At 62.6% G+C, this 13,816-nt stretch carries 13 protein-coding genes and 4 tRNA genes; 7 read left to right on the top strand and 10 right to left on the bottom strand.

The features are described from left to right. Positions 1–334: 334 nt before the first annotated feature. Genes frdA through frdD form a run of 4 tightly spaced genes read left to right on the top strand, consistent with a single transcriptional unit; the run spans position 335 to position 3,614 of the window. Complete coding sequence (gene frdA / locus BN1121_RS13035) at positions 335–2,116, top strand: fumarate reductase (quinol) flavoprotein subunit (RefSeq protein WP_005351675.1); 1,782 nt, start codon at positions 335–337, stop codon at positions 2,114–2,116. Continuing rightward, on the top strand, positions 2,109–2,843 hold the full coding sequence (locus BN1121_RS13030) for a succinate dehydrogenase/fumarate reductase iron-sulfur subunit (protein ID WP_005351669.1): 735 nt from the start codon (positions 2,109–2,111) through the stop codon (positions 2,841–2,843). The genes frdA and BN1121_RS13030 overlap by 8 nt, the downstream gene beginning before the upstream one ends. A 4-nt stretch (positions 2,844–2,847) precedes the next feature. Further along, positions 2,848–3,246 (top strand): fumarate reductase subunit C, encoded by a 399-nt coding sequence (locus BN1121_RS13025; RefSeq protein WP_005351666.1) that lies wholly within the window; start codon positions 2,848–2,850, stop codon positions 3,244–3,246. Positions 3,247–3,257: 11 nt separating this feature from the next. After that, a complete protein-coding gene (frdD, locus tag BN1121_RS13020; protein WP_005351663.1) occupies positions 3,258–3,614 on the top strand; it encodes a fumarate reductase subunit FrdD in 357 nt (118 codons plus the stop codon). 40 nt (positions 3,615–3,654) lie between these two features. On the opposite strand, the gene BN1121_RS13015 is transcribed toward frdD, so the two are convergent. From BN1121_RS13015 to plsY, 7 genes are all read right to left on the bottom strand, one after another. Continuing rightward, a complete protein-coding gene (locus BN1121_RS13015; protein WP_043597939.1) occupies positions 3,655–4,428 on the bottom strand; it encodes a substrate-binding periplasmic protein in 774 nt (257 codons plus the stop codon). Between the two features lie 140 nt (positions 4,429–4,568). Next, on the bottom strand, positions 4,569–5,744 hold the full coding sequence (locus BN1121_RS13010) for a CD0519/CD1768 family membrane protein (RefSeq protein WP_005348462.1): 1,176 nt from the start codon (positions 5,742–5,744) through the stop codon (positions 4,569–4,571). An 84-nt stretch (positions 5,745–5,828) separates the two neighbouring features. Continuing rightward, positions 5,829–5,904 (bottom strand) — tRNA-Asn (locus tag BN1121_RS13005). Positions 5,905–5,935: 31 nt separating this feature from the next. After that, positions 5,936–6,011: transfer RNA gene (locus BN1121_RS13000), tRNA-Phe, on the bottom strand. A gap of 3 nt (positions 6,012–6,014) precedes the next feature. Beyond that, positions 6,015–6,090, bottom strand: a tRNA-Thr gene (locus BN1121_RS12995). Between the two features lie 53 nt (positions 6,091–6,143). Beyond that, positions 6,144–6,219: transfer RNA gene (locus tag BN1121_RS12990), tRNA-Phe, on the bottom strand. Between the two features lie 93 nt (positions 6,220–6,312). Beyond that, positions 6,313–6,927: a glycerol-3-phosphate 1-O-acyltransferase PlsY gene (gene plsY / locus BN1121_RS12985; RefSeq protein ID WP_005348465.1), complete on the bottom strand. Its 615-nt coding sequence runs from the start codon at positions 6,925–6,927 to the stop codon at positions 6,313–6,315. Positions 6,928–7,075: 148 nt separating this feature from the next. On the opposite strand from plsY, the gene folB reads away from it, so the two are divergent. The 3 genes from folB to BN1121_RS12970 all read left to right on the top strand — a co-directional run bounded on the left by folB (position 7,076) and on the right by BN1121_RS12970 (position 9,884). Next, entirely contained in the window at positions 7,076–7,447 is a 372-nt protein-coding gene (folB, locus tag BN1121_RS12980) for a dihydroneopterin aldolase (protein WP_005348471.1), read from the top strand. Then, the gene (gene folK / locus BN1121_RS12975; protein ID WP_005348472.1) at positions 7,447–7,974 is read left to right on the top strand and encodes a 2-amino-4-hydroxy-6-hydroxymethyldihydropteridine diphosphokinase; all 528 of its coding nucleotides are present in this window, start codon (positions 7,447–7,449) and stop codon (positions 7,972–7,974) included. The genes folB and folK overlap by 1 nt, the downstream gene beginning before the upstream one ends. 74 nt (positions 7,975–8,048) lie before the next feature. Then, positions 8,049–9,884 carry a methyl-accepting chemotaxis protein gene (locus tag BN1121_RS12970; protein WP_005348473.1) on the top strand — a complete coding sequence of 612 codons (1,836 nt, stop codon included), beginning with the start codon at positions 8,049–8,051 and terminating at the stop codon, positions 9,882–9,884. Here BN1121_RS12970 and mdtD read toward each other — a convergent pair. The 3 genes from mdtD to BN1121_RS12955 are packed head-to-tail and all read right to left on the bottom strand — an operon-like array spanning position 9,869 to position 13,773. Then, positions 9,869–11,230: a multidrug transporter subunit MdtD gene (gene mdtD / locus BN1121_RS12965; protein ID WP_005348474.1), complete on the bottom strand. Its 1,362-nt coding sequence runs from the start codon at positions 11,228–11,230 to the stop codon at positions 9,869–9,871. The genes BN1121_RS12970 and mdtD overlap by 16 nt on opposite strands. 15 nt (positions 11,231–11,245) lie before the next feature. After that, on the bottom strand, positions 11,246–12,373 hold the full coding sequence (locus BN1121_RS12960; RefSeq protein WP_043157197.1) for a CobW family GTP-binding protein: 1,128 nt from the start codon (positions 12,371–12,373) through the stop codon (positions 11,246–11,248). Further along, on the bottom strand, positions 12,370–13,773 hold the full coding sequence (locus tag BN1121_RS12955) for a D-arabinono-1,4-lactone oxidase (RefSeq protein WP_005348476.1): 1,404 nt from the start codon (positions 13,771–13,773) through the stop codon (positions 12,370–12,372). The genes BN1121_RS12960 and BN1121_RS12955 overlap by 4 nt, the downstream gene beginning before the upstream one ends. Between the last annotated feature and the right edge of the window lie 43 nt (positions 13,774–13,816).

The raw sequence follows: 13,816 nt of genomic DNA, 5'->3' as shown, positions 1-13,816 counted from the left end.
AAATTGAGTAATGTAGCAACAGGGTCGCTCAACTAACTCAATAAAAACCTTAAAAATTATAGGGGTGAGTACCTAAAAAGAGAGGCATTTCGCATTTTAGTCAGCACCGCTGGCCTATAATGCCTTGTCTTGGAACGCTTAACTGACCAGACGACGTCTGTATCTAATCCTTGGATGGCGAGAGACCGCAGAGTCTTTACCCATGGAACACGGGGCACGTGGAGAAATTCACTATGCCAGAACGCTAAAACAGACCTGTTTGACTTGCATCAAGCCTGAATTTTTTTCATAGAGCAAAATCGTGCCCAGCAAATCTATCCCAAAGGAGGCAGATGTGGATATTATCAAGACCGATGTTGCCATCATCGGTGCCGGTGGTGGTGGCCTGCGTGCCGCTATCGCCGTAGCAGAAGCCCATCCGGAGATGAAGATCGCCCTCATCTCCAAGGTCTATCCGATGCGCAGCCACACCGTGGCCGCCGAGGGTGGTGCCGCCGGCGTCGTGCGTGACGATGACTCCCTCGAGAACCACTTCAACGACACCGTCTCCGGCGGTGACTGGCTGTGCGAACAAGACGTGGTGGACTACTTCGTCGAGCACGCCACCGAAGAGATGATCCAGCTGGAGCACTGGGGCTGCCCCTGGAGCCGCAAGCCGGACGGCAAGGCCAACGTCCGCCGCTTCGGCGGGATGAAGATCCCGCGCACCTGGTTCGCCGCCGACAAGTCCGGCTTCCACATCCTCCACACCCTGTTCCAGACCTCCATCAAGTACCCCAGCATCCAGCGCTTCGACGAGCACTTCTGTCTCGATCTCGTCGTCGAAGAGGGCCGCGTCCAGGGCGTGGTGGTGTTCGATATCCAGAACGGCATCACCCGCTTCATCCAGGCCAAGTCGGTGATCTTCGCCACCGGCGGTGCCGGCCGTGTCTATCGCTTCAACACCAACGGCGGCATAGTGACCGGCGACGGCATGGCGCTGGCCTACCGTCACGGCGTGCCCCTGCGCGACATGGAGTTCGTTCAGTACCACCCGACCGGTCTGCCGGGCAGCGGCATCCTGATGACCGAAGGCTGCCGCGGTGAAGGCGGCATCATGCTCAACAAGGATGGCTACCGCTATCTGCAGGAGTACGGCCTCGGCCCGGAAACCCCGGTCGGCCAGCCGAAGAACAAGTACATGGAGCTGGGTCCGCGCGACCGCCTCTCCCAGGCTTTCTGGCAGGAGCAGCAAAAGGGCCGCGTGTTCGAGTCCCCCATGGGCGACTATGTGCACCTGGACCTGCGCCACCTCGGCGAGAAGTACCTCAAAGAGCGTCTCCCCTTCATCTGCGAGTTGGCCAAGGCCTACGTGGGTGTGGACCCGGTCAAGGAGCCGATCCCGGTGCGCCCGACCGTGCACTACACCATGGGCGGTATCGAAACCAACGGCCAGTGCGCCACCCGCCTGCCTGGCCTGTTCGCCGTCGGCGAATGCGCCTCGGTCGGTCTGCACGGTGCCAACCGTCTGGGCTCCAACTCCCTGTCCGAGATCGTGGTCTTCGGCAAGGTCGCCGGTGAGTCGGCCGCCAAGCACGCCCTCGAGAGCGAGCACGGCAACACCGAGGCCCTGGCCGCCAAGGCCAAGGCGCTGATCGACCAGCACCTGGCCCTGATGGACAACGAGGGTACCGAGAACCCGGCCGATATCCGCAACGACCTGGGTCGCACCATGGAAGCCGGCGTCGGTATCTATCGCACCGGTGAGCTGATGCAAGAGACCATCGACAAGATCACCGAGCTGAAGGCCCGCTACAAGAAGGTGAAGATCAACGACAAGTCGTCCGTCTTCAACACCGACCTGCTGTACGCCATCGAGCTGGGCTACCTGCTCGACGTGGCCGAATCCATGGCCCACTCCGCCATCAACCGTAAAGAGTCCCGCGGCTCCCACCAGCGCCTGGACGGTTACGAAGAGCGTGATGACGTGAACTTCCTCAAGCACACCCTGGCGTTCTACAACCCCGAAGGGGCACCGAACCTGGAGTACTCCGACGTGAAGATCACCAAGTCGCAGCCGGCCAAGCGTGTCTACGGTGCCGAGGCAGAACAACAGGAGGCCAAGAAGAATGGCTGAGATGATGGAAATTGAGATCCTGCGCTACCGTCCCGAGCAGGATAACGAGCCCTGGTTCCAGACCTTCCAGGTGCCCTTCGCCAAGGAGATGTCCCTGCTGGAGGCCCTGAACTACATCAAGGACCACCTGGACTCAACCTTAAGCTTCCGCTGGTCCTGCCGGATGGCGATCTGCGGCTCCTGCGGCATGATGGTCAACGGCATTCCCAAGCTGGGCTGCAAGACCTTCCTGCGCGACTACACCCCGGGCAAGATGCGCATCGAGCCCCTCAACAACTTCCCGATCGAGCGCGATCTGGTGGTGGACATGTCCGACTTCATCGAGAAGCTCGAGAGCATCAAGCCCTATATCGTGCCGAAGGAAGAGCGCAGCCTGTGCGAGGGTGAATACACCCAGACCCCGGCCCAGCTCGAGAAGTACCGCCAGTTCTCCATGTGCATCAACTGTGGTCTCTGCTATGCAGCCTGCCCCCAGTATGGCCTGAACAAGGAGTTCACCGGTCCTGCCGCCCTGGCGCTGCTCTACCGCTACAACGCCGACAGCCGTGACGGCGCGGCCGCCGAGCGCATGAAGATCGTCAACGCGGACGCCGGCGTGTGGAGCTGCACCTTCGTGGGCTACTGCTCCGACGTGTGCCCGAAGGGGGTCGACCCCGCCGCAGCCATCCAGCTCGGCAAGGTCGAGAGCGCCAAGGACTACATGATCGCCATGTTCAAGCCGGAGTGAGACCATGAATAACGCAAACAGCAAACGCAAGCCTTATGTGCGCGAGATGAAGAAGGACTGGTGGCTGAAGAACGCCTTCTACACCGGTTACATGGTGCGCGAAGGGACCAGCCTGTTCGTCTCCATCTACGCCGTGGTGCTGATGTGGGGCCTGATGCGCCTGGTACAGGGGGCCGATGCCTTCAACGGCTGGCTCGAGTCCCTGCAGAGCCCGCTGGCCATCCTGTTCCACGTGGTTGCCCTGGCCGCCTGCCTGTTCCATGCCAAGACCTGGTTTGCGCTGGCACCCAAGGCCATGCGTATCTTCAAGGGCGATCAGCTGATCCCCGAGAAGCCCATCGTGCTGGCCCAGTACGTGGCCCTGGCGGTGGTATCCGTGCTTGTTCTGATCATCGTGGCATGAGGAGTGAGACCATGAGACGTTCCGATGAACCTATCTACTGGGGTCTGTTTGGTGCGGGTGGCATGGTGGTCGCCATGCTGCTGCCGATCATCGTCCTCATCACCGGCATCCTGGTGCCGCTCGGCATCATGGACGTAGAGACCATGAGCTATGATCGCGTGCTCGAGTTCGCCAGCTCCTGGTGGGGTGCCGCCATCGTACTGGTGCTCATCGCTCTGCCCATCTGGCACGGCATGCACCGGGTCTACCACGGTCTGCACGATCTGGGGATCCACACCACCAAGCTGCACCACTATGTGTTCTATGGCTTCGCCTTCCTGGTGTCAGCCATCACGGTAGGTCTGCTGATGGTACTGGTACTCCAGTAACCCCAGTGCGATGACAAACCGGGCCCCTGGCCCGGTTTTTTTATGGCTGCGCCTTGGGCAGGAAGCGGCGAAACTGCGTCGCGCTGTAGCCCTCCTCGTCGAAACGGATCAACGCCTGATTGAGTCGGTTAAGCAGGGCATCGGCCCGCGGTGAGCCCTTGCTCACCAGCAGATAGAAACGCTTGCTGCGCGGTATCGCCAGGGTCTGTAGCTCGCCCTGGCTGTGATAGATGCCAAGTTGCAAGCCGCCGAGCAGCGGCTCTATCTCGCTTGGGAAGAAGTCGCAGCGCTCGCGCTCCATCATGTCCAGCACCTGCTGGATCTGGCGCACCAGACGCACCTCCTGCTGCAACTCATAGGGGGTGTAGTTGTAACCCACGACGCCGCACACCCGGGAGCGCTGCACCGTCTGCATGTCGGGCCCCTCGGGGAAACGCCGCCCCAGATAGAAGAGACCGAGGCGGGTCTGGTAGAGAGGGACACTGTAGAGGGCGAATTCGGCGCGCTCGGCCTTGTAACTGGCATCCCAGGTCAGTTCGCACTCCCGGTTGCGGGCAAACTCCTTGAGCTCCTGCTGCACCCTGGCCCAGGGCAGATAGCTGATGCGATAGTCGAACCCGCTCTGGCGCAGGGCCTCGAGTACCAGACCGCTGGCGATGCCGGTCAGACGCGTGCGATCCGGCTCACCATTGCTGCGCTCCCAATAGGTAAAGGGCGCCCACTCGTTGCCATCACCGAGGCAGATCTGCACCGGTGGCTCGGCCGCCCAGAGCGACCCGGCCAGCAACATGGCCCCACACACACCTGTTTTCATGCTCCCCTCTCCTGCCAGAGGCCAGTCGGCCCTTGCCACGACGCAGCAGCCATATAGGTAAGGAAAGCACAGGGCTGATGGCATGAATGACAGAAATGCAAAGAGGCGCCGCAGCGCCTCTTGTTATTTTCAACCCAGACTCACCCCAACAGAGCGAACAGCTGATGCGCCGCTATGCCGGCACTGAGCCCGCCCAGGGTGTGGGCGACGATGGCTCGCGAGGTAAGGTGTCGATAGCCGAGGGCATCGAGCATGGCCGTATGGGTGCTCAAAAATCCGCTCCAGCACATCCCCATGGCGGTGAAGACGGCGATCTCGTTGCCACCGATCCAACCCTTGGCGATAAAGGGCGGCACCAGGGACATGGCCGCCCCCACGGCGCCGAGGGACGTCACCGGGAAGGCAACCAGCTCGGGCTGGGTGAAACCGAACAGCAGCTCAAACAGCCAACCGACCTTGGCCGCCAGCACCGGCAGCAGGGCGACCCCCTGGAAGGCCTCGCCGGTGTAGCCCTTGTCACCCGGGCCGAAGGTGAGCAGCATGACGAAGGTGCTGATGATGAGCACCCCGGGGATCACCGCCATCCCCAGCTCGACCCCGGACTTGCCCCCGTCGAGCAGGGAGTTGAGCACCCGCAGCCAGGTCGGCGCCTGCTCATGAGAGAGACCCGGCTTGGGGCCTTGGGAGACGGCGCCGTCGTCAACCGGCGTCTCTCCCACCAGGGGGCGGATCATTCGCTGCATCAGGCGCGTCGAGACAACCGAGCCAATCAGGGCTCCGAGCAGACCAATCATGGCAGCCTTGACGGTCGAACCGCCGTCCCCCAGTTGCAGGGTAGCCATGAAGGTGACCACGATAAGCCCCATGCCGAAGGCGGTACCGAAGTTGGTCAGCGACACCAGCTGCCAGGGGGTGAAGCCCTTGCGAAAGCGGCTGTCCCTGGCGAGGCTGATGACCGCCGGGTTGTCGGAGAAGAAGGTCATCAGGGCCGCCAGCGCGGTGCGACCGGGCAAGCGGAACACCGGCTTCATCAGGGGGGCCAGCAGCACCTCGAGCAGACGGATCACGCCAAACTCGCTGAGCAGTTGGCTGAGCGCCCCCGAGAGAACCGTGATCCCCATGATAAAGAGCACCGTATTGAGCAACAGCTGGTGGGCCGTGTTGAACAGGGTGTTGACCATGGCGGAGAGCCCCATCTGGCTACCAAGGTAACCAAACAGGCTGCCCAAAATGGTCAGCACCAGCACCGGCTCGAGCCAGCGTCGCAGTGAAGTGTGGCGAATCTCCCGGGATTCGGTGACGGCTTGATTATCCATGTCTGTCCTGTCTCTGAGCGGTGATTGTTTTGTTGTTGTGATGAAATGAAAAAAGCCCCTGTCTTGCGACAGGGGCTTCTTATATGGCTCCTCCGACTGGACTCGAACCAGTGACATACGGATTAACAGTCCGCCGTTCTACCGACTGAACTACGGAGGAACAAACCTTTCTACAGCCAAGCTGTTTAAAGTGGTGCCCAGAGACGGAATCGAACCGCCGACACGGGGATTTTCAATCCCCTGCTCTACCGACTGAGCTATCTGGGCAAATGGTGCCGGCTACCGGAATCGAACTGGTGACCTACTGATTACAAGTCAGTTGCTCTACCTACTGAGCTAAGCCGGCACACGTTAAGCCTTTGTGTGCAAAACAGATTTTTCTGCTTCACCACTTTAAAGTGGTGCCCAGAGACGGAATCGAACCGCCGACACGGGGATTTTCAATCCCCTGCTCTACCGACTGAGCTATCTGGGCGTGGCCGCTATTAAACGGATTTTGGTTCGGCGGGTCAACGGGAAATTTCAGTTTTCGTCTCGTTCGTCTCTTTTTTATCCACCGGACCCGATTTTAATCAGTTGTGTCTTTTCGAGGAGTGCAGCGGCGCCACACCCTGGGCTCTTCGCCCCGCATCAGGCGCGCCACATTCTCGTGGTGGCGGATCAGGATAAGACAGGAGAGCAGCGAGACCGGCAGGGTGTACTCGGGTTTGAGCAGATAGGTGAACACAGGGGTGAGCAGGACAGTGATGATGGAGGCCAGGGAAGAGTAACCGCTGACGAGCAACACCAACAGCCAGCAACCGATCACCAGCCCCCCCATGGTGAAGCCGATGGGAAGCATGGTACCGAGCGCCGTCGCCACCCCCTTGCCACCACGAAAGCGAAAGAACACGGGGTACATGTGTCCGAGGCAGGCGGCCACCCCGATAAAGCCGAGGAAGAGGGGGGTAATGCCGAGAAACCAGGAGAGATAGACGGGGATCAACCCCTTGAGGATATCGAGCACCAGCACGGCGGCGGCGGCACCGCGTCCACCGAGCCGCAGTACATTGGTGGCGCCGGGATTGTGCGAGCCATAGTCGCGGGGGTCAGGCAGGCCACAGGCGCGGGAGATCAGCACGGCACTGGAGAGTGAGCCTCCCAGATACGCCAGAACAATCATCAAAAACGTCAGGGCCGTCATCTTGGTCGTTCTTACCTAGCGGTGAATGGAGTAGAATGCGGGCTCCCTGTGGCGCACGGTTCATCCCTGTGTGCCCCGCGGCAGAAGGTCTGCCGCTGCCAGCATCCTGATGCTTGCAATAACCCAAGAGTAAAGAAGAAGTAGTGCTATGGACAAGGTGTTTATTCGCGGTCTGGAGGTTTTGTCTACCATTGGCGTTTACCAGTGGGAGAAGGGGATCCGCCGCAAGCTGATCGTGGATCTCGAGATGGGGTTCAACAACCGCCCGGCCGCCGCCGGTGATGACATTCACCAGGCGCTCGACTATGCGACCCTGAGCGAACGCATCACTCGCCACATGAGCACGACTGTGGTGGAACTGGTCGAGACCATGGCCGAGCAGGTCGCCACCCTGGTGCTGACCGATAACCGGGTGCAGTGGGTCCGTGTCACCCTGACCAAACCCGGCGCCGTCCCCAACGCAGCCGGTGTCGGCGTCGAGATCCTGCGCCATCAGCAGCCCGGACCAAGCGAGCAGTAATGGCGCGCATCTATATCAGCCTCGGCTCTAACATAGACAGGGAGCAGCACATTCGTGCCGGTCTCGACGCCCTGCTCCGTCTCTATGGCCCGCTAGAGGTCTCACGGGTCTTCGAGAGCGAGGCGGTCGGTTTTGCCGGCAGCCCCTTCTACAACCTGGTGGTCGGCGCCGATACCGATCACCCCCTCCCCCGGGTCACCCGGGATCTGCGCGAACTTGAGTTTGCCCACGGCCGCGCCGTCGATGCCAAGAAGTTTGCGCCACGCACCCTGGATCTCGACCTGCTGCTCTACGACGATCTGGTCTGTGCCGAGCCGGTTAGCCTGCCGCGTGCCGAGATCCTGACCAACGCCTTCGTACTCTGGCCCCTAGCCGAGCTGGCCCCCCGGCGTCGCCATCCTGTCACAGGCCAGAGCTATGGCGCCCTGTGGGCCGCCTATGACAAGCAGAGCCAGCGGCTGCAGCCCGTCGATTTCAGCTGGTCACAGGCCTCATCTGAACCGAGTGGTGAATCAATAACCTATTGATAATAAAGATTTTATTAAAGTAATTTCTGAACAGGTCGATAGCAATAGAGACCCCCCGTCGTTGTGAGGCTGTAATGAGTGTCAGACAGAAATTACTTTGGTCCGCCCTTCTCATCACCCTGATCCAGCTGCTGCTGGTGGGTGGTTTGTTCTATTTCTCCGAACGCAGTGAAGCTCTCGCGACCGCCAAGCGGCTGACCCAGCAACTGGATACCCAGCGCACCCAACTGGCCCTCGACGAGAAGCTCTATCTGCTGCGCAAGGATCCTGCGCTGGTTCAAGAATTTTCCCGCGAACTCCAACTGGCGCGCGAGACCATGGCACGCCTCGGCGAGGTGCTGCCCGCAGAGCTCGCTAACCACCTGACCAACCTGGGTAAGGGGCTGGACGAGTATCAGGGGGAGTTTCTCAACCTTCAGCAGCAACAGGAGAAGGTGGGCCTCACCCCGGAGAGCGGCCTCTACGGTCAGCTCAGGGCCGCCACCCATGCGCTCGAGGCTTCCCTCAAGGAGCGTAACGAGCCCCAGCTCCAGGTGATGCTGCTGCAACTGCGCCGCAACGAGAAAGACTTCATGCTGCGCCGGGACATGCGCTATCTGACCAAGCTGGAGGAGGACTCAGCCCCCCTGGCCGAGGCCCTTGCGGCGACCCCCGAGCAGGCCGCCCTGCTGGCACGCTATCGCCAGCACTTTCGCGATCTGGTCGCCGCCGAACAGCAGCTGGGGCTGACCGGCCAGGAGGGGCTGCGCGCCAGCCTGACCGGGAAGGAGCAGCAGATGGCCAGCTATAGTGCCACCCTGCTCGAGGAGCTGACCCGCTATGCCGATGCCCAGCACACTCGTCAGATGTGGATGATCATCCTGCTCTGCGCCGCCGGCATTCTCACGGCTCTGCTGCTCAACCTCGGCCTGGGCCGCAGCATCATGGGGAGCATAGATCAGCTGGCCGGCGTGATGCGCCGGGTGACCCAGAGCAGCGATCTGACCCTGCGCGCCCGCCTGCGCGGAGAGGACGAGCTGGCCGCCATGGGGCGCGACTTTGACACCATGCTCGATCACTTCCACGCCCTCATCGAGCAGGTGAAGGGCTCGGTGAGCCATCTCGAATCCCAGACCAGGATGCTGAGCCGTCAGGCCGAGCAGACCCAGCTCGCCCTGCTCAAACAGCTCGAGGAGAGCGATCTGGTGGCCAGCGCCGCCACCGAGATGGAATCCACCATCGCCAACATCGCCGACAACACTGAGACCGCCGCCGCCAGTGCTCGCGACACCCACCACGCAGCCGGACAGGGACGCGACAGCGTGCAACAGACCCGCCAGACCATTCGTCAGCTCTCTGAGCGACTGGTCGGCACCAGCCAGGAGGGGGCAGCCCTCGCCAGCGAGAGCCAAACCATCAGCAGCGTGCTGGATGTGATCCGTGCCATTGCCGAGCAGACCAACCTGCTGGCCCTCAACGCCGCCATCGAGGCGGCCCGGGCCGGGGAACAGGGGCGCGGTTTTGCCGTGGTCGCCGACGAGGTGCGCAGCCTCGCCATGCGTACCCAGCAGAGCACCACAGAGATCGCCACCATCATAGGCAGCCTGCAATCACGCACCGCCAGCATGGTCGCCCAGATCGGCGAATGCCGTGACAATGGCGAGCAGAGCGTCGCCGCCGCCAACCTGGCGGGCGAACAGCTCAGCCTGATCACCGAACGCATGGAGGCGGTGCTCGACATGAACACCCAGATCGCCACCGCGGTCGAAGAGCAGAGCTCGGTGGCCAGCGAGATCAACCGCAACGCCGTGATGATCCGCGACATCGCCAACCAGGTGCGCGGCCAGGCCGAGGAGTCCCTGGCGGCCACCCTGCAGGTCGAAGAGCAGACCGGCAAGCTGGCCCGCGCCGTGGATCAGTTCCGGGTCTGATCCAGCTGATAGAAGATGAGGGCGGCCAGCATCGACATCAGGCCGACACAGAGATAGGTGAGATGGAAGGTGGGCAGCCACTGCCCCCCCTCGGGGTGAAACAGGCTCAGCAGGCTGGCGGCCACCGCTATGCCCATGCTCATGGCCAGCTGCATCACCACCGACAGCAGGCTGTTGCCACCACTCGCCTGCTCGGACCCGAGATCCTTGAGAGTCAGGGTGTTCATGGCCGAAAACTGCAGCGAGTTGACGGCACCGAACAGCCCCATCCAACCGAGCAGCGCCCAGTAGGGGAGCTCATTGTCGATGAGAGAGAAGGCCCCCATCATGACCCCCAGCAGCAGGGTATTGCCGATGAGGATGCGGCGAAAACCGAGGCGGGGGATGAGGCGATTGACCAGCGTCTTGGTGAGGATGGCACCGAGCACGGTGGGGATCATGGTCATGCCTGCCACGCTCGGAGCAAAGCCGAGCCCCAGCTGCAGAAACAGCGGGGTGAGAAACGGCATGGCGCCGCTCCCGAGGCGCGCAAACAGGTTGCCGAGGATACCGATGGCGAAGGTGGGGGTCGCAAAGAGGGAGAGGGCGAACAGGGGGCGCTCGACCCGGGCGGCATAGAGCCAGTATCCGGCCATGGCCGCCAGGCCGCCGAGCAGCATCAGCAGTGAGATCCCGAGGGAGAAGCTGCGCTCTCCCATCCCCTGCAGACCGAGGGAGGCCAGTACCAATCCCAGACTGAAGAGGATGAATCCCTGCCAGTCGAAGCCGCGCGTCTCCTGACGCAGATCCGGCATGAAACGCCAGCACACCAGCAGCCCGAGCAGCCCCACCGGCAGATTGATGAGAAATACCCAGTGCCAACTCGCCACCTCCACCAGCCAGCCGCCGAGGGCCGGGCCGATGAGCGGCCCCACCAGACCCGGAATGGTGACGAACGACATGGCCCGCAGCAGCTCACTGCCCTGAAAGACCCGCAGCACCGCCAGCCGCCCCACCGGCACCAGCAGCGCCCCGCCGACCCCTTGCAGCACCCGCGCCGCCACCAGGGCCGACAGGGTCGAGGCCAGGGCACAGGCGAGCGAGCCCAGGGTGAACAGGGCGATGGCCCAGAGATAGACGATGCGCGTGCCGAAACGGTCGGCCAGCCAACCCGAGGCGGGAATAAGCAGGGCCACGGTCAGCACGTAGGCGATCACCACGGCCTGCATCTGCACCGGGCTCTCGCCGAGCGCCCTGGCCATGGTGGGCAGGGCCGTGTTGAGGATGGTGGAGTCCAACGCCTGCATGAAGAAGCCGAAGGCGGCGAGCCCCGGCAGCACCTTGCGTTCAAACGCACTCACAGACATGCACTCCCCCCCCCTTTATGAGATGTCACCACCCAGCATGGCGCGCAGTCGCTCCTCGAGGCTCGGTTCAGGGGCGCTCAGGGTCTGCTCGAACAGGCGCTGGATCGCGGCCCGATCGGCACTGCGTACGATAAACACCAGACGTGACTGGGCCTTGCCCTCCGGCCAATCGCCCAGTGTCTGCAGGGGGTAGAGCTGTCCGTGTACCCCGTGGATCACCACAGGCTGACTCTCCCCTTCCAGTTGCAAGATCCCCTTCAGTCTTAACAGGGCATCCCCAAACTGGGCCTGAACCGCATCGATGGCGGCCAGCAAGCGGCTCGCCTTGAGCGGCTCGCCGATACGCAGGGAGAAGCTCTCCACATCCGAGTGTTCGAAGTGGGAGGGGGAACTGGCCCCCACCTGAGCAACCAGCGGTGCGACTCGGGGCCGCATGGGAGAGGCCAGCCCCTGACGCGGCGCCTCGGTCCGCAGCCAGGCCAGCAGCTGACGCACATCGCGCCCCGCCGCCGCGTTGTAAACGCCGAGCTTATCCAGTACGGCCGGCGAGAGCGCGCCGTGGCTGACCCGCTCGATGGGGGCGGCCGGGTTGAGGGCGCTCAGGCGCGCCTCGACCTCGCCCAGGGTCGCCTCGTCGCTCAGATCCCCCTTGCTCACCACCAGCAGATCGGCCAGGGCCACCTGCTTGACCGCCTCATACTGAGTCGCCAGCTGCTGGCCGATGTGGCCCGCATCGACCACGGTGACGGTGCCATCGAAGCGATAACGCTGGGCGATGAAGCCCTCCTCGCGCAGGGTGAACAGCACGGGGGCCGGATCGGCCAACCCAGTCGTCTCTATGATGAGGCGCTTGAACGGCTTGATCTGTTTTTGCACCGCCTTCATGAAGAGCCCTTGCAGGGCTTCCACCAGAGAGCCCTGCACCGAGCAGCAGATGCAACCGGAATCGAGCAGCACCACCTGCTCGTCGATCTGCTGCACCAGATGGTGGTCGAGCCCGACCGAGCCAAACTCGTTGATAAGCACGGCGCACTCGCCGAGCTCGGGCTGCTTGACCCAGTGGTTGAGCAGCGTGGTCTTGCCGCTGCCGAGGAAGCCGGTGAGCAGGGTGACGGGAATACGCGGATCGTTGGCGTCGGTCAGCATGAAGAGGTCTCCGGTTCAAACAGGTTGCGCAGCCAGGGATTGAGTAGACGGCCACTCGGGTCCAGCTCCCGGCGCAGGGCCTGGAAGTCGTGCCAGCGCGGCAGGCGGGCCGGAAAGTCATAAAGGGAGGGGACCAGGTGCTTGCCGAAATGGGGCAAGCCACCCAGGGGGGCGAGCAGACGCTGCAGCTCGTGCATCTGATCGAGGGATCCCCCGACGAAGGTGCCGTCTGCCGCCAGATAGACCAGGAAGCCAATCCAGCACACCTCGCGACCATAGGCCGGGCTGAGCCAGGCCTGCGAGGCACCACAGCAGCGCAGGATGAAGGGATAGTGCAGCACCCCCGGATTGGCCTCCTGCCATTGGCTGAGCAGGGTGAGGGCCTCTTGCATGCGATCCAGGGGAACGGCGATCTCGCAGTTGATCTGGGGCGCCGGGATCCCCTTGCAGAGGATCTGGTAGACGTTGCCCACCAGGTTGGTGGCATCCTTGAAGCGGCGCACCGTCTCGAAGTGCTCGCCGGCCTGCTGCAGATCCTTGGTGTCCCGGGCCATCTTGCCGAGGGTCTGCTCTATGGTGGCATTCATGCGCGAGTCGAGGACATCGCCAAGGGGCAGTACCTCGCTGCCCCCCGCCCGATAGCGGGCCACCTCCTCCTCCGAGGCCGGATCGACCAACCAGAGATGGCTCTCCCCGGTCCAGGCAAACCACCAACTCTTGACGAAGCCGTGCTCGCGGTTGACCCGTTCGTTGTGCTCAAACAACCAGTCGTAATCTGTGGTGAACTTGGTGCAGCGCATGATGCGGTTGGGCACAGTGCGCAGGCACACCTCGAGCAGGATGCCGAGGCAGCCGAGCCCCATCACGAAGGCGCCGAAGCGGGGATCATCCCGCTCAATCCGGACTATCTCTCCGCTCGCCAGCAGCACCCGCAGGGCGAGCACAGCCTCGCACAGGGAAGACTGCCCGAGCCCCTGGCCGTGGGTGCCGGTGCTGAGCGCCCCGCCCAGGGTCTGGATGCCGATCACCCCCGGTGAGGCAGGCAACATGCGATCCATGGCGATGAGATCGGCATAGAGGGTATCGACCGGTGTGCCGGCCCGATAGGTCACACTCTGCTCATCTTGCGCCACCTTCCCCTGCAGGTGACAGAGATCCACCAACAGGGCATGGGGGTCATGAAAGACGCTGTGGATAGGCTCATACGAGAGGCTGGAGCCGATCAGGCGAATGGCTCGCGCCGGCTCGTCGCGCAGGCGCTGCTGCAACTCGGTCTCGCTGCGGGGGCGGTAAATCTGCTCGATCCGGGCCAACGGATTGGTGCCGGACCAGTTGAGCAACACCTGCTCTTCATCGAGTGCACCGACTGTGTGAAACGCCTGGAACTGGACCGTCATCCCCTCTCCTCACCGGTTTGAAAAAACGGCGATGATTCTACCG

This window comes from Aeromonas diversa CDC 2478-85 (assembly GCF_000819805.1).
In the GTDB taxonomy this organism is placed as follows: domain Bacteria; phylum Pseudomonadota; class Gammaproteobacteria; order Enterobacterales; family Aeromonadaceae; genus Aeromonas; species Aeromonas diversa.
The sequence above is the reverse complement of the archived record's forward strand: the minus strand, read 5'-3'. Positions and strand labels throughout refer to the sequence as shown.

Bases quoted from the DNA above. Each gene is read 5' to 3' on its own strand.
- frdD (WP_005351663.1), top strand. From the start codon at position 3,258: ATGAGACGTTCCGATGAACCTATCTACTGGGGTCTGTTTGGTGCGGGT.
- plsY (WP_005348465.1), bottom strand. From the start codon at position 6,927: ATGACGGCCCTGACGTTTTTGATGATTGTTCTGGCGTATCTGGGAGGC.
- BN1121_RS13030 (WP_005351669.1), top strand. From the start codon at position 2,109: ATGGCTGAGATGATGGAAATTGAGATCCTGCGCTACCGTCCCGAGCAG.
- folK (WP_005348472.1), top strand. From the start codon at position 7,447: ATGGCGCGCATCTATATCAGCCTCGGCTCTAACATAGACAGGGAGCAG.
- mdtD (WP_005348474.1), bottom strand. From the start codon at position 11,230: ATGTCTGTGAGTGCGTTTGAACGCAAGGTGCTGCCGGGGCTCGCCGCC.
- BN1121_RS12970 (WP_005348473.1), top strand. From the start codon at position 8,049: ATGAGTGTCAGACAGAAATTACTTTGGTCCGCCCTTCTCATCACCCTG.
- BN1121_RS12955 (WP_005348476.1), bottom strand. From the start codon at position 13,773: ATGACGGTCCAGTTCCAGGCGTTTCACACAGTCGGTGCACTCGATGAA.
- folB (WP_005348471.1), top strand. From the start codon at position 7,076: ATGGACAAGGTGTTTATTCGCGGTCTGGAGGTTTTGTCTACCATTGGC.
- BN1121_RS13010 (WP_005348462.1), bottom strand. From the start codon at position 5,744: ATGGATAATCAAGCCGTCACCGAATCCCGGGAGATTCGCCACACTTCA.
- BN1121_RS13015 (WP_043597939.1), bottom strand. From the start codon at position 4,428: ATGAAAACAGGTGTGTGTGGGGCCATGTTGCTGGCCGGGTCGCTCTGG.
- BN1121_RS13025 (WP_005351666.1), top strand. From the start codon at position 2,848: ATGAATAACGCAAACAGCAAACGCAAGCCTTATGTGCGCGAGATGAAG.